Below are 25964 nucleotides of genomic sequence, written 5' to 3' on the forward strand. Positions count from 1 at the left end.
GTTTTGGTTAATATTGATTTTTAGTAAAGGAATTAATATCGATCTCGTGGCTGTTGGTTGTATTGTAAGTGCTGCCAACAGCTTTTTTTATACCTTCGTTTTCTATTTGTGCTGATTGAAGCAGTAGAGCTGTCTCCGCTCTTTCGGCATCCTGTTTGTTTGTAAAGCGTCCCATAATCAGGCTCACATCATCATATCCGGTTTTCTCCTCAAGTTCTGCCTGTTTTCGGGCTTCAATATCTGCAAGCCTTTGTTTTGCCTCTGCAAGCTTATTGTATTCGGCTTGAGGGCCGTAAAGTTGTGGTTTGCTGAACTCCTGAGCTTCGCCAAGATGCACAAGGAAAGCCCCTTTTGATTTGAACAGGTACACGAAGCTTAAATCTTCCATGTCGTAACTGATTATTACCTCTGCCTCGTTGCTCATTACCTCATAATCCACTTGGTAAATGCGCTCTGTTTTCTGAATTTCTGTCTTAATAAACCCATTACGGATTTGAAGTTTCTTTTTAAGACCGAAAATCATTGAGATTTGATAGTTTTCTAACCATTGTACGTGAGGTTTTTCACTCTCATCATGCATTAGCTTAGGTGTTTTATTCAAATCTTTATTCTTGCGGGAGTAGTAAGAGTATGGAGTGGTTCTGTAAGCCTCTACAATACCCTCAGCCTCGTTATATGCTGCGGCAAGGTCAAACCCGGCCTTATTGCTTTCTTTTTCAAGTTGGGACAGGTACTCAGGGCTGCGGTGTGCGTGCGTCCTTCTTGATTTGATACCCTCACCGTAATAGTATTGGCTGTCCATCATAAATACTGACTGTAAGGTTCCGAACCAACGCTCAAGTGATGCCTTTGCATTTGCATTGTGCGCAATGGTAACTTTTACAGCCATTTGCTCTAATGAGCTTATAAGTCTTTTGGCCTCATCGGTATTGTGTCCCGGAAAACGGTCAAATACTAACTCGTAAGGAAGATACCCGGCAGACTGAACCGCCATTTTAAGGGCATTTATAACGCTCCAACGGTTCTCGCTATAGTCAAAGCAATAACCAAGTACATCGCCGCTGTGAACATCTCTTACAGCTACTATGTAAAGGAACTTTTTAGCTCCGTCATCTGCCTTGTGTGATATGATGTTAACACGGGTAGCATCTACCTGCCAACAATCTCCCGCAAAAAGTGCGTTTTGTAGTGGTACATAGCCCTCATAAATAGAGGCTTTTGTAGTACCCTTACCAAACCTTTGAGAAGCGGTAAGGAACTTTGTATTATGCTGCTCGTAAATGTTTTGGCCAAACCACCTGCGTGAAGGCACTTTCTTACCAAGCAGGCGGCACATATCCTGTATTTTTCTTGTTTTAAAGTCGTTTGAATAGTTTTGCCCCATTGCTGTAAGCTGCATAGCCCAAGACAGAACCTCCGGGTCGTTGTACTCAAGAGCGTTGGTGTTCCCGGCACGTGGTAGCTGTATCACTTCTGCAATAGCTGCTCCTGTCTCGGTTACTTCGGCAATCTTTTCTTTAAGTATCCTGTAATTTTTAGGAAGGTAGCGCAGCTCGTGTTTTTCAATAAGGTCAGCAAGAATCTTGTAACCTTCATTAGCTGTCCTGAACTCGTTTTCCTGAATATAGGTAATACAGAACTCAAGAACCGTACAAGCTTTGGCAAGTGCCTTTTGTTGTTCTTTAGTACAATCTATATAGCAATGCAAAAAGTCTTTTTCATTAGCCTTTATATAGCCTTTAAAATAGCTTTCAAGTAATTGATTATCCTGTTGAGCTTCAAAATTCTTAAAGCTCTCTACAAGGTCATTCTTATCTCCAAACAAATCTCTGTAAAACTTAGGGCTTCTGTTTGGCAGATAGTCAATATCATAATAGAACTGGCTGTTAATTTTTGCCCATCTCCAACTTTTACCGGAGGCAGGCAAAATATTAAAGCGTTGGTAGCAGTTTTGAACCGTCTTTCTATAAACACTGCGAACCTTCCATAAATACTCTGTAGTAACTCCACAAACTTCAACGACTAAACGCTCATTAAGCCAAACAGTTTGGCCATCTGAGGTTTTTCTTAAAAGTATGTCGTTTGGTTTGAAGTTCATTTTACTGTTACTGGTTCTAATTGGTTGCTCCCGGAGTGGACTCGAACCACTCTGTAGGCCTTTCGGGAAAATCACTACATTTGAGGTGTCTAATCTTAAATCGTAGTAACTATGGATGATAACCTCACCTTTAGGGAGGATAAAATGTTTAATTATTTGTTCTCAAAAATTCTCGCTTTACAAACCGACCTATTTTTACAGGAGCAGATAATAAAAGCTTTAGCCACTCAGATAACCGGAAAGGAAGCAATCGGGAAGGTTTTGTTTGACGAGGCTGCAAAGCAGAAAGAAGCCGTTTTTGCAAATCTGACCGAGACTTTAATAAATGAGCTGAAGTCAGAGTCTGAGGAATTTGGCTCTTACTTAGAAGGTCTTTTACGTTAATTGTAATTAGCCTCATTTTGCTTCTTTTTAAAGGGCTTTGCTGCTTCCTTTATTTTCTTTACTGTTTTCTGTCTCTTGGCTGTAAAGCCATCACCGTCATATAAACCGCTAAGTACATCACGCACATATCTTGGAGTGACGTTTGTCCTTTCTGCAACTATTGTCGCCGCACCGTGGTAATAGCTGTCAGTAAATTTTTTTCGTGTACTCATATTTTTTGATTTACTTTGTTAATTATTACAGGAACAAATATACTAATATATTCGTATTTATAGCAAAAATGAACGAAAAAAACGAAAATGTTCGTACAAGAATAAAGAATTTTGTTGATAGTCAAGGGATTACGCAGAGAGATTTTTTTGAAAAAACAGGTCTTTCACGTGGTTTATTGGACACTGACAAGCTAAATAAGGACGTGGGAGCTGATAAAATTACGAATATATTAGTTGCTTTTCCTGAATTAAGCTCTGACTGGCTTATGACTGGATTGGGTAAAATGATTAAAACCAAAACAGCAAATAACCTTACCGATGAAAACAGTAAGGAAAACGGTAAGGATTTTGGCAGTAAACCAAATATGCAAAAAAACTTACCTTATATTATTGAGGGTGGAGACATCGCCGAAATGGCAAGTGACTGGAATGAGCATAAGAAGTATAGCCGGGAAACGATAAAGAACCTACAGCGGCCGGATAGCCCTAACTTAGACAGGAGTAAAGGGTTACAGGTTAATCCTTATATACTTAGGACAGACAGGAGAAAGGAGATGCAGGTAATACCTATATATAATATGGAAGCATCTGCCGGGCTTGTACACTTACTGGACAATCCTAACAGTCAAAACCCAATCGACTATATAAGCATACCTAATTTACCTAACTGTGACGGAGCTTTGTTTGTTACCGGAGATAGTATGTATCCTTTACTAAAAAGCGGCGACATAGTGGCTTATAAGAATGTACAGGATATAAAAAACGATATTTTCTGGGGAGAGATGTATCTTGTGTCGTTAGATATGAGCGGCGAGGAGCTTGTGACAATCAAGTATGTGCAGAAATCGGAGAAAGCAGGCCATATAAAGCTTGTAAGCCAAAATAAACACCATCAGGACAAAGAGGTTCGTCTAAGTAAAATAAGAGCCTTAGCACTTATTAAAGCATCAATACGATACAATCTTTTGTACTAAGGCCGTTTTTCGCCAAAAATAAAATGGGTAATTAAAGTTTTCGCCAAAATTAGGATAAGGCTTCAACCAAAAATTAAAGAGTAATTAAATCAAATTCAACCAAAATTATAATTAATCCCTTTATTTACTTGTATTTTTAGTTTTACCCCTCAAGTATTTTTAGCATTATCAGATGTAAATCTTAATTTCCAAACACGGTCGCCGTTAGGCAGTTCTGTCCAGGTACCACTATTAGTTGTGGTATAATCAACATCGGTCAGGATAGCAAACTCATATAAGGGGGTTTTGGCATCTGTTGCAATTTTATCTTCAACATATTGCTTTTCAATAAGAGGCAAATATACCCTGGAGTCGTTTTGCTGACTTCGTTCCTGTCCGTAGATTTGGACAAGGCTTAAAATAAGAAATAAAAAAAGTATTGTTTTTCTCATAAATTAGATGCATTATAAAAATAATTGGCTTAAAATTAGACATTTATTCTTCTCTTCTTATAAATTTTTATAGGTTTAGTATATTTTTCCTAAATAGCTAAATAAGGTCAATTAAATTGACGAATTTTTATCACATTGATTTCCTTTATTTCAGATTCTGCAATTTTCCAATTTAGGAAATCGAAATACTTATATGATATAAACTGCTCCTGTTAAAATGATTTTAATCCTATAAATTCACTTAAATAAAAAAAGCCCATACAATGTATGGGCTTTTTTTATTTATCAATATTACCTATTTCGTTCGTCTATTATTTCAGATAGAATCTGATAGGATTTAATCCTGTCATTATGATCATAAAAGTTTGACACGACCATCAGTTCATCTACACCGGTTTCATTCAGGAATCTATCCACCTGCTTCGCAACAGCTTCTTTCCTTCCTACAAAAGAGTATTTAAGCATTTCCCTTACTGCAGGGTTATGCTGAATCATCATCAGTTCATCCGTCATTTCCATAGGTGGCTGTAAAGGTTCTCTTTTTCCTGTAAGTATGCCTAAAAACATCCTTATCAGTGACGTATAGTTCCTTTCAGCCTCATCATCGGTATCGGCTGCAATTACATTAACACCTGCAATGGTGTAAGGCTTATCAAGATACTCAGAAGGCTGGAACTCTTTTCTGTAAATATGTAGTGCTTCTTCCAGCAACCCCGTCGCAAAATGACTGGCAAAAGCATACGGAAGTCCCATTTTTGCAGCAAGGTGAGCACTGTCTAAACTCGAACCTAAAATATATAATGGTACATTAACCCCTTCGGCTACTACAGCACGTACCTGCTCCCACTCGCTTTCTGTTGAGAAATACTGTTGTATTTTCTCAATCTCAGCAGGAAAACTGTTTACCGACTGCATTCTGTCACTTCTGATAGCGTGTGCCGTTAACTGGTCGGTTCCCGGCGCCCTTCCTAATCCTAAATCAATTCGGTTAGGATATAGCCTCCCGAGCGTACCAAACTGCTCAGCTACTATAAGCGGTGAATGATTAGGCAACATTATACCTCCCGATCCTACACGGATTGTTTTTGTATTTCCTGCTATGTGCCCTATAAGTATAGAAGTGGCAACGCTGGCTACATGTACCATGTTATGGTGTTCTGCCAACCATAGCCTCTTGTACCCCATTTCTTCGGCCTTTTGTGCTAAAGTAACACTGTTTTTAAATGTTTGTTCTATAGTAACGCCACGCGATACAATGGCAAGCTCAAGTATCGAGTAAGCTATTTTTTTATTTGTTGTTTCCATAATTTATTGTGCGTTTCCGCAACTATTCATATTAATATTGTTTAGACTCAGCTTATTTAGTGAGTTTAATTAAACAACATTACTTTCTCCTATTATTACCTGCCTGTGTTTTGCGCCCCATGCTGCAAGATCATGAATAAGGTTTTGCAGGGACTGCCCATAATCCGTAAGGTTGTATTGTACCGATATCGGCTGGGTATCTAAAACAGTACGTTTAATAAGCTTATTAAGCTCCAATTCCTTCAGCTCTTTACTTAATTGTTTGTTAGATATACCATTAAGATCATTCAGTATATCAGAAAAGCGTCTTTTATTATAGTAGCACATGGTAGATATAATGGATATTTTCCATTTCCCTCCCAACACGTCCATTGTGTCGTGGATAGCCATGATTTCTTTCTTGTGGCAAATGTTTTCTGTCATAAGTTACCTGGTTACTCTAAAGTTACTGTTACTTTTAGTTACAAAGTTACAATAATAAATTAATGTAATTTACTTTTGTACTGTTAATAATTAAAAATCAAAAAATGAGTTTAGTAAACAAGAACGTAGTAATAACGGGCGGAAGTACAGGAATAGGTCTAGCAACAGCAAAAGCATTTATTAATGCCGGAGCAAACGTAATAATAACAAGCAGAAGTGCCGATAACCTGCAAAAGGCTTCAGATGAAATCAATAATCCGAATTTAAAGACTTTAGTGTCTGATACCTCAAACCTTGATGGTATTGCAGTTTTGGAAAAATTTGTTGCAGAAAACAACTGGAAACTAGACGTACTTTTCCTGAATGCCGCAATCGCCACATTCGGACCTATAGCACAAACAACCGAAGAAGATTTTGATGCTCAGTTTAATACCAATGTGAAAGGTCATTATTTTACATTACAAAAATTAATGCCTCATCTGGCTAATGGTTCGTCGGTTATATTCACCTCATCAATAGTGGCAACAGCTGCCGGTATAGGAACCAGTATATATTCTGCTACAAAAGGAGCCATAAACAAAATTGCCCAAATTGCAGCAAACGAACTGGCTGAAAGAAAAATACGTGTAAACCTTGTTAGCCCGGGACCAATACAAACACCGGGACTGGATAGTGTAGCGAATGTTGAAGCTAAAGAAAATTTAGCGGCATCAACCGCGCTACAACGCCTTGGTACTGCCGATGAAATTGCAAATACAGTAGTGTTTTTATCTTCCGGCCAAGCAAGCTTTATAAGTGGTGCAGACATTACTGTTGATGGTGGCGCCATTACTTACATGTTGAAGTAATAATCAGGTATCAATCTAAAAAAATAAAGCCCATACAATGTATGGGCTTTTTGCTTTCTCTTACTCAACCGATTTAAACTGCTTCATTTCGTTTAAAGGCTCTATCGTGGTATATTCTTTCCATACAGAAGGATCGTAACTTCCTAACTGCATATAATCAAATTCGGGTTCCTGAGCGGCTTCATAATCGCCTTCTGTTATTGCTGATTCCGACATAACAAAATATTCTTCTTTCTCAAACTCATCCATTTCGGCTTTAAAGTCAAAACCTACCTTGTCTTTATCACCCTCTGTTATCTCTATAAATTTCAGCGGCCTGTTTATATATATGTACTGTCCGTTTTCCTGAGAAGCATATTGCAGGTAATATTCCCCCGATTCCCTCTTTTTATATACCAACGTACCTTTATCAAAATTCTCAGCCTGCTTAATACCTAAAATAAGTTTTAGATTAATACCACTAAGCTTCTTTCCTTCCACTAAAGTATAATCCGCCCTTACAATAGCATAGTCTTTCTCGGAAACATACAACGTTCCTGTATACTTAGCCCTTCTCTTGTTGGGCCTGAATTTGATTATAAAAATACGGTTGTTTTTATCGTCACTCTCGGCAACTCCGGCATAGCTGTATTCATATAATTCGCTTAACTCACTGCTATTAATAAAGTCAAATCTGCCATTGATTAAAATATTTGTTCTGTACAAAAAAGTCCAGTTATATGATCTTGCTGCTTTCTGGTTGGTCTTTTTCTCCGCGTCCTCAAGTTCACGATATTCACTATCAGTAACAAAACTATTGTTTGACACTATGGTATCCCTCACCCCTATAAGTCCGCTTTTAATCCTGTAATGTTTTGTGGCGTCTAAGTGCTTAAATAAAACCTGTGCACCTAACTTTTCCATATCATCCAGGGTTACCGATCGGTTAGCATCCTTAAATTTTACTGCTTTTACGACTTCAAGTTTTTGAACCGGCACCGGCTTTTCCTTATGTATTTTTGTAGAAGTATAATAGTTATATAACCTATCTGTAAACTGCTTAGGAGGATAGTTTATCATCTTTGCGGCAAACTCATCCAGTTCCTTATTAGCATCCTTAATTTGCTGCTTGCTGTATCCCGTAGCCTGTGTCATTTCAAGCTTAACCTGTTTAGGCCTTATTACTGTTGACTCACGAAAAAAAACAGTATTTTTTGTTGGTTTACCTGAATCTGTATAATTGGCTTTAAGATTCTTCCTGACAGAAGCCATTATACTATAGGCATCAATTTCTGTATTGGATATGTATACCGTTTCCAACTCAAAAGTCCCTGGACGCATTTTTATAAGGAAGTTAATATTCTTTAATTCCCCTACGGTTAGATTCTCGGTATAATACCCTAAAAAAGAAACGGTTAGTGTAGTCTTCTCATCATTATTTTTTGGAGGTATGCTAAAATACCCTTCAGAGTTACTTACTACACTATCTTCTCCGTCAATTTGAACATTGGCATAAGAAAGGCTCTCCCCTGTCTCTGAATCAATAATTTTAGCGGTAATGTTTTGAGATAATACAGTTTGAATACCTAACAGAATAGTAAGGCAGGTAAATAGGTTTTTCAGCATGGTGTGATTGTTGGTTTTTAAATCTTCATTTTATGCTAAGTTAAACGGATTACCTGTTTTTTTGTTGTTGAGATTCCCCAAAAACTTATGCCTTATAAAAAAAAAGCCCCTGATAGTACAGGGGCTTTTTTAAAAATATCTCTGATTATTCTTTTATTAGTTTGTATTGTGCTGACCCCTGACTGGTTTTTACAGTTATAAGGTATACACCTGCACTTAAACCACTAATATTCATATTCTCCATATTCTGGTTAAAAGACATTAGTTCGCGCCCTTGTAGGTTATATATGGCAACCATTTCCGGAGCTACGTTATTCTCACTTTTTAAATGAAGAACATCATTAGCAGGGTTAGGATATAATACAATGCTGCCGGTTAAAGCATAATCGTTTACTCCCATCAAACTAACTATCTCTGTTGTAACGCTGTTTGTTATAATAGGTAGGTTGTAATCAAAATAAATGTTAACCTCGTTACCATGAATAATATCACCAACCTCAAGTCCGGCAACAGGTTTTATTTTATAGGCTATAAAACCATTACTACCTGCTTCATCCTCACCTTCAAAAGGAAGGTTGATGTTTTCAAAAATAAACTCTACCTGATTACCATCAGTAATTTCTAATCTATATTCATGACTTGAACTTATCGGTCTAAACGTATTCCAGTCTACCTCTTCACTAAGTACATCCTTAACCCTTATATTTATGGCGCTTGCAGTTCCTGTATTTTGGAATCTTATAATATAGTCAAGATATTCATCTGTCTGTTCAGGATATATTTCGCTCCCCTGTACCACTCGCTTATCATTAGGATCATAAGAGTTTACCACAATTTGCTCAAATTCAAAAGTATTATCTTCAGGAGTATAATCATTTTGGTTAGGGGTTACAGTAGCTGTAAAATTTAAAACATCATCACCATTTACTGTAGGTGGGGTAAACGTTTGCATAATAATATCAATTGTCCTGCTTTCAAAAGGCTGAAAATCGGCCAATGTAAAAGTCAGTACATTTCCTGAGTTTGATGATGCAGCCGGAACAGCACTTACAAAAGACTGCATTGCATCGTTATACTCAAAACTTACCGTTACTATAGGGATAGACTGTATCCCTAAGTTCTCGATTACTAACTGATATTCTGCCTCAAATCCAGGACGGGCATCAGTTACAGGCAGGATAGTTATATTTAAATCCTCTACTAACTCGTTAGCTGTAATACAAAAATTAAGTTCTTCTGTATCTCCTGTGCCTGTAAAGGTAACTGTAGCTGTTTCTGGAGATACAGTAAAATAATTATTAGCAATAACCTCTATTTCATACGTACCTGCTACAAATGTGTCCATTTCATAATAGCCGTCAGTATCTATTGTTGTAATATAATTAAAATTACCGTTAGTTGCTTTTATTAAAACATTTGCTGCCGGCACATCACTATTGGTACATCCATTATTATCTTCATCAAAAAACACATATCCGTTTATTGGATTTGCTTCGGTCTCACAATCATCAGACTGCTCGTCCTCAGATATATTCCATCCCAAATCATTAATTAGATAATTTCTGACTACAGAATCACAATAAGAAAGATAATATGATATCAACAACTGATTTTCTATTTCCTGTTCGGCAAATCGAAGTAAAAGAGCGTCATAATTCACTGTACTCAGATTAGTTCCAGATACAAAATAAACAAAATTAGCTTGTACCCCTGAAAAGTCCCAATCTGATAAATCCTGATTAAAAGATAAAGCTCCATTAAAAGCACTATTCATATCAATAACATTAGAAACATCCCAATTATTTAAAGGCTGATTAAAATTATTTGTGTTCGCAAATATTGAATTTATATCAGTTACATTGGAAACATCCCAATCTCCTACAGGTTGGTTAAATAATTCTGCACCACCAAACATATATCCCATGTTAACAACATTGGATACATCCCAGTTTGCTACTTCACCATTAAATACATCTGCTCCAGTAAACATTCTTTCCATTGTTATTACACTGGAAACATCCCAATTATTTAATGGTTGGTCAAAATTATTAGCATCAGTAAACATATACCTCATATCGGTAACACTGGAAACATCCCAGTCATTTAATGGCTGATTAAATACATGTGCATCATTAAACATATATCTCATATTCGTTACACTAGACACGTCCCAACTATTCAATGGCTGATTGTAATCATATGCTCTGTAAAACATATATGACATATCAGTAACACTTGAAACATTCCAACTATCTAGAGATTGATTAAAGACTACAGCATTAGCAAACATACCTTTCATGTTAACAACACTTGAAACATCCCAATTGTCTAATGGCTGATTAAAATGACTGCTTACAGATTCTATACCTCCAAACATTTGTTCCATATTAGTAACACTGGATACATCCCAACTGTTTAATGGTTGGTTAAACACGTCATTTTTATTAAACATAAAAGACATGTCGGTCACATTTGAAACATCCCAATTATCTAATGGCTGATTAAACATTTGCGTGTTATAAAACATTTGCTTCATATTAGTAACACTGGATACATCCCAACTATTTAGATTCCCATTAAAATTAGTAACATCGGCAAACATGGCTTCCATATTAGTAACATTAGAAACGTCCCAATTATCAAGGGAAGTTTCACCAATAGGAGCCTCTCTAAATAAATCTTTCATATTAGTAACATTTGAAACATCCCAATTGTTTAGATTTAAAGGAAATTCAGGGTCTGAATTAAGGTTAGAAGCTCCATGAAACATACCTTCCATACTTGTAACCTGACTCAAATCAGGAGTATCAGTAGCAGTTATAATTAGCTGATAGCACGAAAAAAAAGCATGTTCCATACTGGTCCATTGCACATCTCCCCATTGCTGAATATAATACAGCTTAACCGCTGATGCAGGCATTGTTGAAAAATCTATTCTTCCAAATGTACCAGATATAGTTACGGTATGTAATTCCTCACCGCCAATAGACTCAAAAACATGGCTACAAGGCCCGGTTTGATTGGTTAACACAGTTCCATCTCCAAAATCTACAGTATAGTTATTACCAGCCTCATTAACTATCGGTATATTTATCTGATATGATGGTGCTGTGGCCTGCCATACCGTAACAAATGGTTCCTGAGCATAAATAAAAGAAGTTAAGAACAAAAAAAATAATGTAAGGTGATTTCTTTTCATAATGGTTGTAATTGGTTTAATAGATGCAAGATAGTATTTTATGTAAAATTTTTTAACATTTTTATATACAAAAAAAATCCCGTATTATATACGGGACTTTATCAATTTAAATTCATAATCGTTATTTAAGCCATAACACCTTTTAGCTTGCTGGTATACTGCACCAACATAAACGAAACAAACGAAGCCGCTATACCAAAAAAGTTAGCATCAAGGGCAAATGGCAGTTTCACCTGTGTTATTATTAAAACAAGCGTTGTGAGTCCGCCTACAATCATGGCTGCCACTGCCGCCTTTGCCGATGGTTTTTTGAGCAGTAAAGTACCTAATACAGGTACTAATAACCCCGAAACCATAAATGCATAAGAGTAAAGCATCAGCTCCAGCACATTTCGCATATTGGTTGCCAAAATTATAGCTAGTGCACCAATTACAAGAGTTATTATTTGCGAGTATTTTATATGCCCGAACTTTCGGGTTCCCTTAAAGTATTCCAGTATATCGGTAGTAAAATTACCCGATGCAGCCATTAAGCAACTATCGGCTGTTGACATAATAGCCGAGAAGTATGCTGACAGCATCAGTCCCATTAACCCAACAGGTAATATCGTCCTTAAAAATAACGGAAGTCCAAGCTCGGGATCAATGTGAGTTCCGGGAGCATAACCTATTGCTTCAAATAATCCCTGCTCATAACCTACCCTGGCAAACAACCCTAAAGCGATGCCCATAAACGCCATTATAGGCCATTCAAACAATCCGGCAACAAACCATGCCTTTTTAGCTGTTTTTACATCTCTGGAAGCAAATATTCGCTGATAGAGTGTCATACCCACAAACCATATAGGTACTATGGTAATAAACCAGTTAAACAGCTGTACAAAAGACACATTGGTTAACGACATAAAACCGGAAGGTACCGTTTTACTAATAGCTTCCCAACCACCTATGTATACATATCCCATTGGAATCCCTATAAATATAAGTCCGCCCATTAATATTATCCACTGGATGGTATCGGTATAAATAACTGCCTTAATTCCTCCTACAGCCGTATACACCACAGCAATAACTCCCATTATAAGTACTGCCATATTTATGGATACCGACGGAAAAGTAGCTTCTACCAGTTTTGCTCCGGCAAGTATTTGTGAACTGGTAAAACCTACATACCCTATAAGCGAAATAAATCCTGCTATAAGAGCTACCTTAGTATTATAATGATGTGCCAGTGACTGCGGAAAGGTTAAAAACTTATTTTCCTTTGCTATGGGGTAAACCTTAGGTATTAACAGTACTGCACTTAACCAAGCCCCTAAAAGGCCGGTAAACAGCATCCAGCTTCCCGAAAGCCCCATCATAAAACCAAGCCCTCCTAGACCTATCGAGAATCCTCCGCCAACATCAGTAGCTACTACCGAAAGGCCTATATGCCCGGCGGACATGTTCCTGCCTCCCACATAGTAATCGTCTTTTGATTTGTTACGCCCCATAAAGTAGAATCCTACCCCAAGCATGGCAACCAGATAAACAATAAATATTACTAAATCAATAATGTGAATTTCCATTATGTAAGTGTTATATGTGTTAATCCTCAGGATGTATAAATAATCCCCTTTGTGTTAATACTATTTAAGCTAATAGCCCCTTTTGCAATAAGTCCCTATTACCACACAGAAAATTTATTTTATGGTAATATAGATAAGGACTGAAGGGCTGCAGAATGCGATATGCAATTCCTTAAAACCATTGAATATCAGCAAATATACAATTTTAGACCCGCCTAAAAAAACCTAATCTGGCATTAAATCATCACAAGCATTCTTACAACTCTGATTTAAAAAGGATTAGAAAAAAGAATACCCCGATATTTTCATATCGGGGTGCCTTATAAAAACTAACACAAATTATTATAATTCCCAGCCAAAAGTAGCCTGGAAAACATAATCTTCTTTATTGGCCCCTTCCGGCGGCCTTTTATCATAGTTATAGGTTGCTCCCATCTTTATAAAAAAGTCAAGAGGCAAATCATATTTTACATCCAGTTTAATATCGCTCCTCACCCTGCGAGACTCCGTTAAACTCGGATAAACAACAGCATTGGTAAGCAGGCTAAAATCTTTAAAATCAAACATATTCAGTTCCATTCCCACAAAAGCCTCTGCACTGTTTCGGTTAGTGCCTAAAGCCTCTTCGTACCTTTCATTGTTCCATGCCAAACCTACTGCACTACCAAAGTAAACCCTGTTTGTATGTACAAAATATTTACCAACACCTGCTTTAGTAGTAACCCTTAATTTAAGCTGCTGCTCATTATTGGATAATATTTCTGAAGAAACATTTATAAAATAATCATGGTTAAAAAAATATTTAAGACCAAGACTGGCATCCGTACGATTAATATCTTCGCTTTCGTCCTGCCGTGTTTTTATGGCATTATAGCTTCCTGCAACACTCCAGTAATTTGCTGTATACCCTAAAGTACTCCTTACACTTAACTGTTTAAAGTTGTTACTTTGCGTAAGGTTTAACCCTATAGACAGTGACGCATCTAAACGGGATACAAAGCCCTGTTTAACAGACTTTACATACACTATATCATCTATTGTTGTATAGATATAGTCTTTTGTAATAATGTCATGTAAAACTACCCTGCCCCCGTTAATAGAGTCCATTTGCAGCTTACTGTTAATTCTCTTTCCTTCTTTTAATGTAATTAAAAAGGTTTGATCGCTGGAAAGCTTTTTAATATCTATCCATTTTAATTTAAAATCACTATCACTATAATCGGTTTCAATAATAAGGACACCTCTGTCCATTTCTTTTATTTCACCAATAAGTCTGTCCTTATTTTTAAGGATTATAGTATCGTTCTGTGCATAACCGGTTCCATAACTACACAGCCATACAAACCCTATAAGGGCTATACGTAAATGTAGGGAAATACTGTTAAGCCAATTTTTTGTGTGGGTCATCAGCTTGTTTTGTGGGGTAAAACTTCTTCTATTTTCCTAGTCTTATTAACACCTTTACATTACCGTTTTTAAACAGTAAGTAATATTAATCTACATATTAAATGTAAGTATTAAAATTCACTATTTAACAAATAAAATACTACTTTAACAAAAAATTAATTACTGTGTAATGAAAGAAAAAAATTACAATAAAAATATATAGAAACAATGCTTACACCTTACTTTTCCTCTTTAGCATCTACTACCTCGTACATATTCTTACCATCAATCTGAACAGGCTGATAATAAGTTTCGCCATATTTAACATAGGTTTGGTCGCCCATTCTCACTTCTTCCCCACCTTCAGGAAGATGTTCTACAATAGTACCTGCTGTGGGAGGTACAACAGTATAACCATCACCTGATTTTTCATAATAGGTACCACCGTAATAATAGTTGTTTGTGGTTTCGTTTACCGTAACGGTTTCCGATCCTTCAGGGAGGACTTTTATGGTTGCACCAACGGGAGCCTGAACCACGGTATAACCTCCGTCGCTCTCTACTTAATACACCCCTTGATCGTAATGGTACTTTTGATTTTCTATAGAAATAATAATTGCAGTCGTGGCCAGTGACGCTACAAAATAACCCCACGGATGCCATACAGGTCCCCAATAAAACGGACGGAAAGGATGATAATAGTATGGTCTGTAAGCATAAAAACCAAAACCGCCATAACGATAAGGCGGCCTTACATATGCTGCCCTGTTAGAGCGAACTACCGTATTCCTGTTATTAATATGATTATAGTGTTTACTATTATCAATATTAATGTTTACATTATTATTATTTCCTCTGTTGCCTGAGTTATTTACCCTATTACCGGAATTATTACCTCTGTTACCTGAGTTTCTGTTACCGGAATTCCTGTCGTTATTGTTACCTATCTTATTATCACCCCCTCTGTTATTTGAAGAGATATTATGATTGGTAGTAGACTTTCTGTCGGGCGATTTTCTGCTACCTCCGTTAATGGTTCGTTTAGGCTGTGAATGTGCCTGCTGTGTTGATCGGGACGGAGCCTGCCTAGTAGGTGCTTTTCTGGATGGGGCCTGTCTTGACGGGGCACTTCTGGAGGGTGCACTCCTGTGGGCCATTCCTCCTCCTCCACCGCCTCCGGATCTGTGTGGTATTCTCTGGGCTTCCATTTCAAATGGAAAAAATAGTACTAAAGCCATAATCATGGCTGCTACATACCTTAACGTTTTGTTTGATAGTGTTTCCATGGGATAAAGCTTTTAATTACTGTTCGTTTTTTGATAAGATAGTTATTTCATGGGAGCCCGGTGGCGGGATAAATTCAAATAAGACATCCGGCAAATCGGGATTAAGTTTCCAATCCGAAAAAGATGCCAGGTATTGCGGGCTTCCTTCCTTATCCTTATATGTTATGGCAAACTTTAAAGGCAGGGTTAGGGCATCATCCGATATCCATACCTGAAAAGTCATCTTGTCGTTGTCTGCAAGAATGTGAAAACAGTTTTGTCCATGTATATTTTTACTGCCCAAGAAAGCTATTGTAGGAAAGTTTTCCAGTATATCATCTGTAATTGCAGGATAGAAAAAATCTGAAGCAGGGAACTCTATCTCATAATCTTCATGAATTCTGTCTATCATTACCAGTGTAGAATCGGGAGCATCTATTACAGAGTAGTTATTCTCTTTATAGGAATAATATACCATGTGTTCGCCATTATACCAGTATCCTTTATGAAAATCGTCGCTACGGGCCTGCACAAGCATTTTAGAAGGCCCTTTAAAGTACACTTCATAATTAGAGAATTTCTTTTCAAGGCCATAAAGGCCTTTCTCATCAACCGAAGTAGTCAGATTAAAACTACAGGAACCTAATTCACCTATAACATCGCTCATTCTGTCTAAAACAAGCACCGCTACAGAATCCACTTTAACCTTTTGAGAAAATACAGTAAAAGGGATAAAGAAAACGAAGAGTAATAATTTTCTTATCATAATGGGTGATTTAATTGTTACTTAAATATACCTAATTATCAGATATTTAACATCTACCCAAATCGTTTTAACAAAAAATTATACTAACAACAGAGAATTGTTTTAAAACAAGAAAACTCTTATTTCTTTATCGAAAACAGGTAAACCCAACAGATGAAAAACAACTGTAAAGGAATCCTGAACCATAAGTACACAGGTCCGTTACCACTAAAGTCGGCAGTTTTTAAATTGACATGATGCAGGGCTGCATAAATATTAGACGGAAGGATAAGAATAAAGAAAATTATAAGTATTATTCCTGTTCGCTTCCTGTATTTTGGAAACAATAACAAAAGTCCAAATGCTATTTCCATAACTCCCGTAAGGTAAACCACAAACTCTTTATACGGAATAAAAGGAGGCAGCATCATACCCATACCTTTGGTAAACAAAAAATGGCCTATAGCTGTAAACATAAGCATGGCACACATGGCTATGTTACCACTAACCTTCCATTTATAAGTTTTCTTTACAAGCTTAAAATACAGGGCACTCAAAACAAAAAACACCGATAGTACTATAACAACATCCATAATTTTACTTTTTAAAGCAAAATTGAGGCTACCGTACTACATTAAAAATGATGTATGTTAGTTTCGAGAATATTGTTTCCTTATACGGCTAAGACTTTCCGGTTGTATACCCAAATAGGAAGAAATATGTTTTACCGAAACAGAAGCTACTATTTTAGGATTCTTTTTCAATAATCGGGCATACCGCTCTTCTGCTGTAAGCGAAAGGAGCTCCATTTCTTTTTCAAGTCGCCTGGCATACTGTATTTCTGCCATTTTTCTGCCTACGGTAGCCCCGTTAAAAGAACCGGTATAAAATTCCTGTAGTTTATTATAGGGTATAGCTATTACATGTGCATCCTCAAGGAATTCGATAGTAACCACACTGGGTTTTGAGGTTATTAACGAATAGAAAGCAGTAACAAACTCACCTTCAAAATGAAAGGCAACCGTAAATTCTTTTCCGTCACGGTTAAAGTAATTACGCGTGGTACCTTTCAGTAAAAAGTAAACATTATGTTCCTGCTCTCCTTCGCTTATAAGGAAATCTCCTTTGTAAAATGATTTGTATTGAAGTATTTCGGCAAACTGTTCCCATTCCATATCCGGCAAAGGATGAAGGCTAAAAACAACCTGACGCAATTTTTGTAATGAATCCATACTTCCCTATTAAGAGAGCCTAAGGTACATATTTATTACATCTTAAAGGCATTCATTACATTAACCTCATAACTGTTTTTATCTAAGAAAAGTTGTAATGTAGATCCGTCGGGCGCAAACCAGGCAAGATTAACCCTTGCATCACCTGACATTATTAATCTGTTTAGTCTTGCGGTATCGCTACCTGTCCCTTCTACCTTTACACTCTTATAAACATCCGGTCTGCCAACATCAAGGTTATTTTCAACTAACATACGCTGTATTGTAGCTACAGCTTCGTCAATACCTTTCTCGGTTTGTTCAAACTTCATAGTGGCATCGTTTGTATTGCCTATCCTAAACCACTTTTGGTAATCTTTAGCATTAGAAAAGTTCCCTCTTACACTAAGTCCTGACGCTCCAAAAGATTGTGCCTGTACAAATGCTACACTAAGTAAAAATAAAAGTGTGAATACTGTTTTTTTCATGATTCTTTTTTATTTAGTTACTAATTAAGTATCACTAAGTTAGCCATTATAAAATGTCTTTGTTTTAATAAAATCACAAAATACGGCTTCTTAAAAACCGCTATTCACTAACTTGCTTCGCTAAAACCCACATTATGTCTTCAAACTACATACTCGACTTACAGGTTACCGACAAGATATTTGGCACTGACGATATTATGTATAAAGATTTTGAGCGCTGTACGTTTACCAATTGCGATTTTACAGAATGTAATTACTTAGGCGTAGCTTTTATTGACTGTGAATTTGTAAACTGCAATTTTACCGAAGCCAGGATAAACTATGTATCGTTGAGGGATGTGATGTTTACCGGGTGTGATTTTACCGGAGTAAACTTTGCTATGGTAGATTCGCTGCTGTTCAAATTTGAGTTTAAGGATTGTATACTTGACTATGCCAAATTTTATACCCTGAAAATGAAAAGTACCGTGTTTACAGATTGCCGAATTATTGCCGCCGACTTTATGAGTGCCGACTTAACCGGAGCCATTTTTGACAATTGTGACCTGCATAAAAGTGTTTTTATGGATACAATTGCTAATAAAACCGATTTTTACAGCAGTTATAACTTTACAATAGACCCTGAAAAGAATAAATTGAAAAGGGCAATATTTTCACAATCAGGACTTAAGGGACTGCTCACAAAACATGAGATAATAGTAAAGTAAAATAAAGCAGATTTTTGTAGTGTTAATCAAATATTAGCAATACATTTGCCGCTCATTGCTGGTCATGTTATGGACCAACAATTTAAAGACCCAGGGGCTTCCACCCACGGGTCTTTTTTATTTATAGGCATTTATAATGTTCACCTCATAATTACAGGCTCCAAACAGCAACTGTAAAACAGATCCGTCTTCCAGAATCCATCCCTCATTTATTCGTGAATTTCCTGCCTGTATGGAGTAATGCATTTTTCCGGAATCCTTTCGGTTAAGGTCACTTCCTTCAAAGCTGTTAAAAATATCAGGGCTTTCCATGCTTTTACCGTTATCGGCAAGCATTTTTTTAACCATGTTTACGGCAGTGGTTATACCTTCGGGGGTTTGGTTAAAGCGCATGGTAACATTTCCTGTGGTGCCCTGCCGCAGCCATACGCCATAAATAAGCATATTAATATCGTAAGTGCCGTCTACCCTTATTTCAGAATTACCGAAACTTTGGGCATTGGCGGCAGCTAGCGAAAATAATAGTATCAAAAAGATGTAATACTTTCTCATAACTCCCTTGGTTTTGGTTGATATTCAGTTTTCCTGACAATAAAATTAAGAAATATTTAGTACGTGAAATATCACTAAATCATTTAATTATGGTAAAATCAATATAAAACCGACGAACTGCACACCTCAACTTTTTTACAAAAAAAATCCCTCCGTTTCGAGGGATTAATATTCTTTATTAAATTGGGTTATCATCAATTCGGGATTTCCTTTACAGTACTCTACTTTTACACTATCTCCTTCTTTTACAGAATCAAAAATGTCAACTTCCTCACTGGCTACATATAGTTTACCATCAACTATATATTCAACTTTTATGTTCCAACCCTTATACTTATATCTTTTTAGTACTTTAGCATATGTAAAGGCAGGGTTTCCCTTTATTTTATTAATTTCTTCTGATGTTTTTATATCCACATAATATTCACCTATAGATGCTAATCCATAAAAAAATGCTAGCACAAAAATTGTAAGGATAATTTTTTTAAAAAATTTCATAAAGAATCAATATTAATTATAAAATCCCTCCGTTTCGGGAGGGATTTTTAATATCTATTATGCTTCTGTATTAGAATACAAAAATTGGTCTTTCACCCATCATTGCATTTACCTCATCAGCTACCTCTTCAATAACTTCTTCGTTAGTATGGTTCATAACCACCCTATCAATAAGGTCTACCACAGTTTCCATATCAGCCTCAACTAAACCACGTGTAGTGATTGCAGCTGTACCCACACGGATACCTGATGTTACAAACGGAGACTTATCATCAAAAGGAACCATATTTTTGTTTACAGTAATTTCAGCTTTCACTAATGCGTTCTCAGCTTCTTTTCCTGTAATATTTTTGTTTCTAAGGTCGATAAGCATCATGTGGTTATCTGTACCTCCGGAAATAATGTCATATCCTCTCTTAACAAAAGCTTCAGCCATTGCTTTAGCATTTTTTTGTACCTGAAGTGTGTAACGGAAGAACTCATCGCTTAAAGCTTCACCAAAAGCAACAGCCTTAGCAGCGATAATATGTTCTAACGGCCCACCCTGGTTACCCGGGAATACGGCAGCATCAAGTAAAGATGACATCATTCTTACCTCTCCTTTAGGAGTTGTAATACCCCATGGGTTTTCAAAATCTTTACCCATAAGTATCATACCACCTCTTGGCCCTCTTAGCGTTTTGTGAGTTGTAGTAGTCACAATGTGGCAATAAGGTATAGGGTCGCTTAAAAGTCCTTTTGCAATAAGCCCTGCAGGGTGAGAAATATCAGCAAGAAGTATAGCTCCTACGCTGTCTGCAATCTCCCTGAAACGTTTAAAGTCCATATCACGGGAATAAGCCGAAGCACCTGCAATAATCATTTTAGGTTGCTCTTTAGTAGCTACTTCCTGTATTTTATCATAATTAAGTCTTCCTGTCTCCTTTTCTACTCCGTAGAATACCGGGTTGTATAACCTTCCTGAAAAGTTTACGGGAGAACCGTGAGTCAAGTGACCACCATGAGAAAGGTCAAAACCTAAAATTTTGTCACCTGGCTTAAGGCACGCATGGAAAACAGAAGCATTAGCCTGAGATCCTGAGTGCGGCTGCACGTTTGCATACTCAGCACCAAACAAGGTTTTCGCTCTGTCTATAGCTATCTGCTCGATAACATCCACTACTTCACATCCGCCATAATACCTTCTTCCGGGATACCCTTCAGCATATTTATTAGTAAGTACAGAACCTGCTGCTTCCATTACCTGGTCGCTCACAAAGTTTTCTGATGCAATAAGTTCCAGTCCGTTTATCTGCCTGTCCTGCTCTTCAAGAATCAGGTCGAAAATTTGTTCGTCGCGTTGCATTTTATATTTTTTCGTTAATTTGCCGTCAAAAATACAAAAAATCGTTTGTCAAAACGATATAGCAAAGTATATTTGATACTTGAAAAACAAAATAATACACAAACATACAGATATGACATTAACAGCAAACGACCCATCCAGAAAATCGTGGCTTAATGTACCACAAGACAGCGATTTCCCTATACAAAACATTCCGTTTGGCGTTTTCATAACAAAAGATGATGTAATAACGATAGGAACAAGGATAGGTAATTATGCGATAGACTTAGGTGCACTGCAGCAATTAAACTACTTTGAAGGTATTGAACTTACAGACGACATGTTTATGCAGGACACGCTAAATGACTTTATTTCTGACGGAAAAAAGACATGGCGCCTTGTAAGAAATCGTATTGCAGATATTTTTGACAGCAATAACCCAGAATTAAGAGATAACGATAAACATAAAGAGGTCGTTATCTTTAATATAGAAGATGTGGAAATGCAGCTTCCCGTACTTATCGGAGATTATACCGATTTCTACTCAAGCCGCGAGCACGCTACTAACGTAGGTAAAATGTTCCGCGACCCGGATAATGCACTTTTACCAAACTGGCTTCACATCCCTGTAGGTTACCACGGCAGAAGCTCTACCATTGTACCTTCGGGCATACCGGTTCATCGTCCAAACGGGCAAACACTTCCTCCGGGAGAAACACAACCGGTATTTGGCCCTTCTAAGCGTGTTGACTTTGAGCTGGAAATGGCTTTCATCACTACAGATGCTAATATTATGGGAGAACCTATTCCTGTTGATGAGGCAGAAGACCATATTTTTGGTATGGTACTGTTTAACGACTGGAGTGCACGTGATATACAAAAATGGGAATATGTGCCGCTAGGGCCATTCCTTGCCAAGAACTTTGCTTCTTCAGTATCTCCGTGGATAGTAACGCTTGATGCCCTTGAGCCTTTCCGTGCTGCAGGTCCTGAGCAAAACGACCCTAAGCCGTTAGAGTACTTACAGCAGGAAGGAGAGCATGCTTTTGACATTAAACTACAGGTAGCAATCGCTCCTGAAAATGGTGGTGAAACTGTAATATCTAACTCTAACTTTAAATATATGTACTGGAGCATGGCACAACAACTTGCTCACCATACAGTAAACGGTTGCCGTGTTAACTCAGGCGACTTAATGGGTAGTGGTACAATTTCGGGCCCAACTCCTGATAGCTTCGGGTCTATGCTTGAGCTTACATGGGGCGGACAAAACCCGCTTAAATTAAGCGACGGTACAGAGCGTAAATTTATTGAAGACGGAGACACTGTAATTATGCGTGGTTACTGTCAAAACGATAATATAAGAATTGGCTTTGGTGAGGTAAGCAGCAAATTATTGCCGCCTTTCAGCAAGAAATAATACTTAAAGCCCCTCAATCGAGGGGCTTTTTTATAACTACCTTTGTTTTTTAAAGCTAAAAAAATTAATATTTAAAAATTTTACCCTAAAAAAAATTTCAAATATTAAATCAAAAAACCTTTTTATCATTTATTACTTAAAAATAAAGGCTTAACAAAAAAATTAACAACCATCGTTTAAATTTAGTTATACATTTGCAACGATGAATAAAAATATTTTTAATACTAAACTCCCTAAGGGTCAAGCTCCTATCCGGTTAAACTACCGGATAATACGGTTGGTATGATAATACCGACTCATTTAGAGCACCCTTTATTTAGTATTAACTTTATTTTTAATTGAATTGAAAACAAACTCTGTTTTTTTAAGGTCTCAGTCAAAAGGCCGTTCTTTTATCAGCAATCTTAATTCTTTTCAGAATCGACGACGTTTCAGGCCGTAAGGTCTGCAATATTACTATGTTCCGGTCCGTCCGGTTCTTTTCCAAGGTTTATTTTATTGATTATATATTAATTTATTTCTATTAGTACTGAAATGAATATATCTATCGTGATAGCTCATGAAGAGCATTACAAGTTTGCAGAAGAGATATGCGAAACCATAAATGCTTCTGCCATACAAAGAGGTACAGGTATAGCCCGCAGAACCCCTGAGTATGTTATGAAGAAAATGGAAAACCGCGATGCGGTTGTAGCCACTGTAGATGGTAAGTTTGCAGGTTTCTGTTATATCGAAAGCTGGTCACACGGGAAGTTTGTGGCCAACTCAGGGCTTATTGTACATCCTGATTACAGAGCGCTTGGCCTTGCAAAAAAGATAAAGGAAAGAGTATTTAAATACTCTCAGGAAAAATATCCGGGAGCAAAGATATTTGGTATTACAACAGGCCTTGCCGTAATGAAAATCAACTCTGATTTAGGGTATAAGCCTGTACCATTTAGCGAGCTTACAGATGATCCAAGTTTCTGGAACGGATGTCGTGGCTGCTCAAATTTTGACATACTGGAACGCAAAGAGTACAAAATGTGCCTTTGTACCGGTATGCTGTATGACCCGGCAAAAAAGAAAACAGAAGAAAAATACACGTTTAACAAAAAAGTGCTGTTAAGGCTAAAAAACATAAAGCTGGCACTTTTCCTTAAAAAAGAAAAAGTATAATGAAAAAAGTAGTTTTAGCCTACAGCGGCGGCCTTGATACCTCATACTGCCTTAAGTACCTAAAAAATGAACTTGGGTATGAAGTACATACCATACTTATCAATACAGGAGGTTTTACTCCTGAAGAATTAAACGGTATCGAGACAAGGGCTTACGAATTGGGCAGTGCGAACCACGTAAACCTTGACATTATAGATAAATATTATGAAAAAGCCATTAAATACCTTGTGTATGGTAATGTGCTTAAAAACAATACCTACCCACTTTCGGTAAGTGCTGAAAGGGTTTTCCAGGCACTGGAAACGGTAAAATATGCAAAAAGCGTAGGTGCCGAAGCTATTGCTCACGGTAGTACCGGCGCAGGTAACGACCAGATTCGTTTTGATATGGTATTTCAGACTATCGCTCCGGAAATGACCATCATTACCCCTATACGTGACCTTAAGCTAACGCGTCAGGAAGAAGTGGCTTACCTGCAGCAAAACGGTGTGGAATACAGCTGGGAAAAAGCACAATACTCCATTAACAAAGGTATATGGGGTACGAGCGTGGGCGGTAAGGAAACGCTAACCTCATCGCAACCGTTACCGGAAGAGGCCTACCCTTCTCCTTTAACAAAAACACAACCTGAAAAAGTTGTGCTTCATTTTGAAAAAGGCGAACTTACAGGTATCAACAATGAATTTAACAAGCCTTCGGTTAATATCCAAAAGCTTGAAGAACTGGCTTCTGCCTTTGCTATAGGCAGGGATATACATGTTGGCGACACCATAATAGGCATTAAAGGGCGTGTAGGGTTTGAAGCCGCAGCACCGCTTATAATCATCAAGGCACACCACCTTTTAGAGAAGCATGTGCTTGGTAAGTGGCAACTGTACTGGAAAGAGCAACTGGGCAACTGGTACGGAATGCTTTTCCATGAAGGGCAATACCTTGATGCTGTAATGAGAAACATAGAGGCGTTTTTAGAAGACACTCAAAAAACAGTTACAGGTACAGTAACAGTAAGCCTTAAGCCTTATCATTTTACACTTGACGGTATTGAGTCGGCACACGATTTAATGAACACCAAGTTCGGGCAATATGGGGAAGTTAACAATGCATGGACATCGGATGATGCCAAAGGCTTTATCAAGATATTAGGCAACGCGCAAAACATTTATGCACAGGTAAACGGAGAAAGCTATGATTAACATTGGTATTATAGGCGGATCAGGATATACGGCAGGCGAACTGTTACGACTGCTGGCAAACCATCCGCAGGCAAATATTGATTTTGTTTACAGCACTACAAATGCGGGTAGTTCGGTAGCAAGTGTACACCAGGATTTGTATGGCGACCTTGAGCTTAATTTTACCGATACAGTTAACCCAAATGTAGATGTCGTTTTCCTTTGTTTAGGACATGGTAAATCAATCGCTTTTCTGGAAGCCAATGCCTTTTCAGAAAGCACAAGGATAATAGATTTAGGAAACGATTTCCGTTTGGAGAAAGATGCTACCTTCAATAGCAAAAGCTTTGTTTACGGTCTTCCGGAACTGAATAAGAACCAGATTAAATCAGCCCAGTATATCGCTAATCCCGGTTGTTTTGCCACAGCAATACAGTTGGCTTTATTACCATTAGCCGCAAATGGTTTGCTTAATAATGCAGTACACATCAATGCTACTACAGGCAGTACAGGTGCAGGGGTTCAGCCATCAGCTACTTCACACCACCCGTGGCGTATTGGTAACATGTCACACTATAAGGCTTTTGAGCATCAGCATATGGGCGAAATCATACAAAGCCTTGGACAGCTGCAAAACGGTTTTGATCAGGAAGTATTATTCATACCAAACCGTGGCGATTTTACCCGTGGGATATTTGCGACACTCTATACCAAAGTGAGCAGAAGTTTTGACGAGGTTACAACACTGTATACAGATTCTTACAGTAATGAACCTTTTGTTAGGATAACTACTGATAGTATTCACCTGAAACTGGCCGTACAAACCAACAAATGCTTTATAAGCCTGGAGCAAAAAGGCGATTATCTTTTAATAACATCAGTAATAGACAATCTTGTAAAAGGTGCTTCGGGGCAGGCAATACAAAACATGAACCTGATGTTCGGTCTGGAGGAAACCACCGGACTACAGCTTAAGGCAACAGGTTTTTAA

24 protein-coding genes and 1 pseudogene are annotated in these 25964 nt (G+C 37.5%); 8 read left to right on the forward strand and 17 right to left on the reverse strand.

Annotated elements, in window-relative coordinates; genetic code table 11:
• Positions 1-7: 7 nt before the first annotated feature.
• A complete protein-coding gene (locus FUA48_RS16230; RefSeq protein ID WP_147584506.1) occupies positions 8-2098 on the reverse strand; it encodes an integrase catalytic domain-containing protein in 2091 nt (696 codons plus the stop codon).
• A gap of 111 nt (positions 2099-2209) precedes the next feature.
• On the opposite strand from FUA48_RS16230, the gene FUA48_RS16235 reads away from it, so the two are divergent.
• The gene (locus FUA48_RS16235; protein ID WP_147584507.1) at positions 2210-2482 is read left to right on the forward strand and encodes a hypothetical protein; all 273 of its coding nucleotides are present in this window, start codon (positions 2210-2212) and stop codon (positions 2480-2482) included.
• On the opposite strand, the gene FUA48_RS16240 is transcribed toward FUA48_RS16235, so the two are convergent.
• Complete coding sequence (locus FUA48_RS16240; protein ID WP_147584508.1) at positions 2479-2694, reverse strand: hypothetical protein; 216 nt, start codon at positions 2692-2694, stop codon at positions 2479-2481. The two genes, FUA48_RS16235 and FUA48_RS16240, sit on opposite strands and share 4 nt — an antisense overlap.
• 68 nt (positions 2695-2762) lie before the next feature.
• Between FUA48_RS16240 and FUA48_RS16245 the strand changes: the two genes are divergently transcribed.
• The gene (locus FUA48_RS16245; protein WP_240732501.1) at positions 2763-3668 is read left to right on the forward strand and encodes a S24 family peptidase; all 906 of its coding nucleotides are present in this window, start codon (positions 2763-2765) and stop codon (positions 3666-3668) included.
• 149 nt (positions 3669-3817) lie between these two features.
• Here the strand turns inward: FUA48_RS16245 and FUA48_RS16250 are convergent, their stop codons facing one another.
• The 3 genes from FUA48_RS16250 to FUA48_RS16260 all read right to left on the reverse strand — a co-directional run bounded on the left by FUA48_RS16250 (position 3818) and on the right by FUA48_RS16260 (position 5827).
• Positions 3818-4099 (reverse strand): hypothetical protein, encoded by a 282-nt coding sequence (locus tag FUA48_RS16250; protein ID WP_147584509.1) that lies wholly within the window; start codon positions 4097-4099, stop codon positions 3818-3820.
• Between the two features lie 291 nt (positions 4100-4390).
• On the reverse strand, positions 4391-5404 hold the full coding sequence (locus FUA48_RS16255; protein WP_147584510.1) for an LLM class flavin-dependent oxidoreductase: 1014 nt from the start codon (positions 5402-5404) through the stop codon (positions 4391-4393).
• 69 nt (positions 5405-5473) lie between these two features.
• Complete coding sequence (locus FUA48_RS16260) at positions 5474-5827, reverse strand: winged helix-turn-helix transcriptional regulator (protein ID WP_147584511.1); 354 nt, start codon at positions 5825-5827, stop codon at positions 5474-5476.
• Positions 5828-5931: 104 nt separating this feature from the next.
• On the opposite strand from FUA48_RS16260, the gene FUA48_RS16265 reads away from it, so the two are divergent.
• Positions 5932-6675: an SDR family NAD(P)-dependent oxidoreductase gene (locus FUA48_RS16265; protein ID WP_147584512.1), complete on the forward strand. Its 744-nt coding sequence runs from the start codon at positions 5932-5934 to the stop codon at positions 6673-6675.
• Positions 6676-6735: 60 nt separating this feature from the next.
• Here the strand turns inward: FUA48_RS16265 and FUA48_RS16270 are convergent, their stop codons facing one another.
• The 9 genes and pseudogenes from FUA48_RS16270 to FUA48_RS16310 form a co-directional block, all read right to left on the reverse strand.
• Entirely contained in the window at positions 6736-8280 is a 1545-nt protein-coding gene (locus tag FUA48_RS16270; protein WP_147584513.1) for a carboxypeptidase-like regulatory domain-containing protein, read from the reverse strand.
• Between the two features lie 145 nt (positions 8281-8425).
• Complete coding sequence (locus tag FUA48_RS16275; RefSeq protein ID WP_147584514.1) at positions 8426-11479, reverse strand: BspA family leucine-rich repeat surface protein; 3054 nt, start codon at positions 11477-11479, stop codon at positions 8426-8428.
• A gap of 125 nt (positions 11480-11604) precedes the next feature.
• Complete coding sequence (locus FUA48_RS16280; RefSeq protein WP_240732502.1) at positions 11605-13047, reverse strand: sodium:solute symporter family protein; 1443 nt, start codon at positions 13045-13047, stop codon at positions 11605-11607.
• Positions 13048-13389: 342 nt separating this feature from the next.
• Entirely contained in the window at positions 13390-14454 is a 1065-nt protein-coding gene (locus FUA48_RS16285; RefSeq protein ID WP_147584515.1) for a DUF481 domain-containing protein, read from the reverse strand.
• A gap of 218 nt (positions 14455-14672) precedes the next feature.
• Positions 14673-15719: pseudogene (locus FUA48_RS16290) on the reverse strand (DUF6515 family protein).
• Between the two features lie 16 nt (positions 15720-15735).
• The gene (locus FUA48_RS16295; RefSeq protein ID WP_205729421.1) at positions 15736-16464 is read right to left on the reverse strand and encodes a DUF2092 domain-containing protein; all 729 of its coding nucleotides are present in this window, start codon (positions 16462-16464) and stop codon (positions 15736-15738) included.
• A 119-nt stretch (positions 16465-16583) separates the two neighbouring features.
• Positions 16584-17036 (reverse strand): DoxX family protein, encoded by a 453-nt coding sequence (locus FUA48_RS16300; protein WP_147584516.1) that lies wholly within the window; start codon positions 17034-17036, stop codon positions 16584-16586.
• Positions 17037-17093: 57 nt separating this feature from the next.
• Complete coding sequence (locus FUA48_RS16305; RefSeq protein ID WP_147584517.1) at positions 17094-17675, reverse strand: Crp/Fnr family transcriptional regulator; 582 nt, start codon at positions 17673-17675, stop codon at positions 17094-17096.
• 35 nt (positions 17676-17710) lie between these two features.
• Positions 17711-18142, reverse strand: a complete 432-nt coding sequence (locus tag FUA48_RS16310; RefSeq protein WP_129750995.1) for a hypothetical protein — start codon at positions 18140-18142, stop codon at positions 17711-17713.
• Positions 18143-18276: 134 nt separating this feature from the next.
• Between FUA48_RS16310 and FUA48_RS16315 the strand changes: the two genes are divergently transcribed.
• Complete coding sequence (locus FUA48_RS16315) at positions 18277-18849, forward strand: pentapeptide repeat-containing protein (protein WP_147584518.1); 573 nt, start codon at positions 18277-18279, stop codon at positions 18847-18849.
• A 117-nt stretch (positions 18850-18966) separates the two neighbouring features.
• Here the strand turns inward: FUA48_RS16315 and FUA48_RS16320 are convergent, their stop codons facing one another.
• The 3 genes from FUA48_RS16320 to glyA all read right to left on the reverse strand — a co-directional run bounded on the left by FUA48_RS16320 (position 18967) and on the right by glyA (position 21244).
• Entirely contained in the window at positions 18967-19401 is a 435-nt protein-coding gene (locus tag FUA48_RS16320) for a hypothetical protein (protein ID WP_147584519.1), read from the reverse strand.
• A 165-nt stretch (positions 19402-19566) separates the two neighbouring features.
• On the reverse strand, positions 19567-19899 hold the full coding sequence (locus FUA48_RS16325; protein ID WP_147584520.1) for a hypothetical protein: 333 nt from the start codon (positions 19897-19899) through the stop codon (positions 19567-19569).
• Positions 19900-19969: 70 nt separating this feature from the next.
• The gene (gene glyA, locus FUA48_RS16330; RefSeq protein WP_129750992.1) at positions 19970-21244 is read right to left on the reverse strand and encodes a serine hydroxymethyltransferase; all 1275 of its coding nucleotides are present in this window, start codon (positions 21242-21244) and stop codon (positions 19970-19972) included.
• Between the two features lie 112 nt (positions 21245-21356).
• Here glyA and fahA point away from each other — a divergent pair, with 112 nt between their 5' ends.
• The 4 genes from fahA to argC all read left to right on the forward strand — a co-directional run bounded on the left by fahA (position 21357) and on the right by argC (position 25964).
• On the forward strand, positions 21357-22643 hold the full coding sequence (gene fahA / locus FUA48_RS16335) for a fumarylacetoacetase (protein WP_147584521.1): 1287 nt from the start codon (positions 21357-21359) through the stop codon (positions 22641-22643).
• 534 nt (positions 22644-23177) lie between these two features.
• Positions 23178-23801, forward strand: coding sequence for a GNAT family N-acetyltransferase (locus FUA48_RS16340; protein ID WP_147584522.1), 624 nt, complete (start codon positions 23178-23180; stop codon positions 23799-23801).
• Positions 23801-24994: an argininosuccinate synthase gene (locus FUA48_RS16345; RefSeq protein WP_147584523.1), complete on the forward strand. Its 1194-nt coding sequence runs from the start codon at positions 23801-23803 to the stop codon at positions 24992-24994. The genes FUA48_RS16340 and FUA48_RS16345 overlap by 1 nt, the downstream gene beginning before the upstream one ends.
• Positions 24987-25964 (forward strand): N-acetyl-gamma-glutamyl-phosphate reductase, encoded by a 978-nt coding sequence (argC, locus tag FUA48_RS16350; protein WP_147584524.1) that lies wholly within the window; start codon positions 24987-24989, stop codon positions 25962-25964. Before FUA48_RS16345 ends, argC begins: the two co-directional genes overlap by 8 nt.

Source organism: Flavobacterium alkalisoli (genome assembly GCF_008000935.1).
Classification (GTDB): Bacteria; Bacteroidota; Bacteroidia; order Flavobacteriales; family Flavobacteriaceae; genus Flavobacterium; species Flavobacterium alkalisoli.